Origin of the sequence: Rhizobium sullae (assembly GCF_900169785.1) — a bacterium.
Lineage (GTDB): Bacteria > Pseudomonadota > Alphaproteobacteria > Rhizobiales > Rhizobiaceae > Rhizobium > Rhizobium sullae.
In genome coordinates this window covers 1-1,611 of record NZ_FWER01000152.1, presented here as the reverse complement: position 1 = coordinate 1,611, position 1,611 = coordinate 1, and the positions used below count along the sequence as shown (strand labels likewise).

General features: G+C 54.1%; 2 protein-coding genes and 2 pseudogenes. 1 reads left to right on the top strand and 3 read right to left on the bottom strand.

Going from position 1 to position 1,611, the window contains the following annotated elements:
- The 3 genes and pseudogenes from nodB to BN1800_RS39430 form a co-directional block, all read right to left on the bottom strand.
- Positions 1–492: chitooligosaccharide deacetylase NodB (nodB, locus tag BN1800_RS39435; RefSeq protein WP_087006341.1), on the bottom strand; the 492-nt coding region annotated here is incomplete at its 3' end.
- Positions 489–542 (bottom strand): hypothetical protein, encoded by a 54-nt coding sequence (locus BN1800_RS44390; RefSeq protein ID WP_425299113.1) that lies wholly within the window; start codon positions 540–542, stop codon positions 489–491. The genes nodB and BN1800_RS44390, both read right to left, overlap by 4 nt.
- Positions 543–547: 5 nt before the next feature.
- A pseudogene (locus BN1800_RS39430) lies at positions 548–673 on the bottom strand (acyltransferase); the annotation flags it as partial.
- A 236-nt stretch (positions 674–909) separates the two neighbouring features.
- On the opposite strand from BN1800_RS39430, the pseudogene BN1800_RS39425 reads away from it, so the two are divergent.
- A pseudogene (locus tag BN1800_RS39425) lies at positions 910–1,442 on the top strand (LysR family transcriptional regulator); the annotation flags it as partial.
- Between the last annotated feature and the right edge of the window lie 169 nt (positions 1,443–1,611).

Sequence of the window (1,611 nt, the reverse complement as noted above, 5' to 3'; positions counted from 1 at the left end):
AGGTCGAGCAGTAGAAAGTACTGCATCAACAATCGCGTCGACGCCCGGCCGAGACCAATCTCTCGGGTCTGACGACCAGTGGACGGCCTCAAGTCCGGCGCTCGCTGATTTGGAAAGCACGTCCTCGGTCCAAGCCCCGTAAGGCGCTCGTATATGGCGGACCGCAGCCTCGGGACACGCCGAGAGAATGGCTCTACTCGCCTCGTTTATCTCACGTTCTATATCTTGGGGTTCGCAGGCCGTAAGATCGGGATGGGTCATCGTATGGTTGGCGACGTCGTGACCTTCCGCCACGATCCGCCGGATGAGGTCAGGCTGCTCTTTCGCAAACACACCGACCACAAAAAATGTGGCCGGCACGCGGTGTTCAGCCAGGACATCCAATATCTGTGGCGTAGAAAATGGGTTAGGACCGTCGTCAAACGTCAAATAAACGCTGCGATCATCGGCGCCAGCAACGGGCACTTCGCGTAAACAGTCGCGCTGAATCATAGTTCAGGCCCATTTCGTTCTATTATCGTGCCGGACGGCCACTCGCTCATCATGCGCCGCCCTCGAACCGTTCAGCGTGATATGCCCCTGTCGGCCCAAAGGTCGATAGAAAGAGCTCTGAGTGGTCTGATCGTCGCAACTCATTTTCCCAGCATAGCTTCCATTGCACCTTCGAGGACATGCAAAAACTCCTGTTTGTTGTTTTATTATCGGGCACGATCGAAGTAGTGGTAAGATCTGGTAATCTGGTGTGACGCTAGTTTGACGAACTCTTAAGTAGAAAGCGGAACCGTCCTACGCTTCTTAAGCTTGCGTCGACGCCTTGATCACGGAATGTAGTGGGTTTCTAATAGCACCCCGGGAGAGGGGTAAAATTGATTGTTTGAATAGCAATCATCTAAGAGATGGATAACCCAAATGCGTTTCAGGGGCCTGGATCTAAATCTCCTCGTAGCGCTTAATGCTTTGATGACCGAACGCAGCTCACCGCAGCGGCGCAGCATCAACCTCAGTCAAGCCGCCATGAGCGCGGCCATCGCCAGGCTGCGCGCCTATTTCGGTGACGAGCTTTAATAATGCAGGGACGCGAACCTATTCCAACGCCACGTGCGGAAGCGCTTGCCCCGCCGTGCGGGAGGCCCTACCGCATATTCAGGTCTCCGTCATTGCTTGGAATCCAATAATTCCAGGCGAATCCGACCGCTGTTTCAGGATTATAATTTCTGACTTCATGACAATCGTGTTCTTTGACAGGGTCGCGAAACGCGTGGCTCGCGAAGCTCCCGGCATCAGCTTCGAATTGCTGGCTCTCGACGACAAACCTGATGAGCTTCTCCGTCGTGGACTTGTCGATTTCCTTATTTTTCCGGATTTGTTTATGTCACGCACATCCCAAAGCGAAACTGTTTGACGATAAACTGGTGTGTGTCGGCTGCCCTTCCAACAAACGTAAGGGACAAGCTGACCCCATCTGGCGTCGGTAGCGTTGGCCCCTGTATTGCGGACAGACGATTCACAAACTGTGAGCTTCTATGTCTGCGCCTGGCGATGTCACGTTGTTTGATCAAGGTCGGAACAAGGCGCTTGTGTGAGACGTCAGGCGGTTGCGCCGGTCACGGC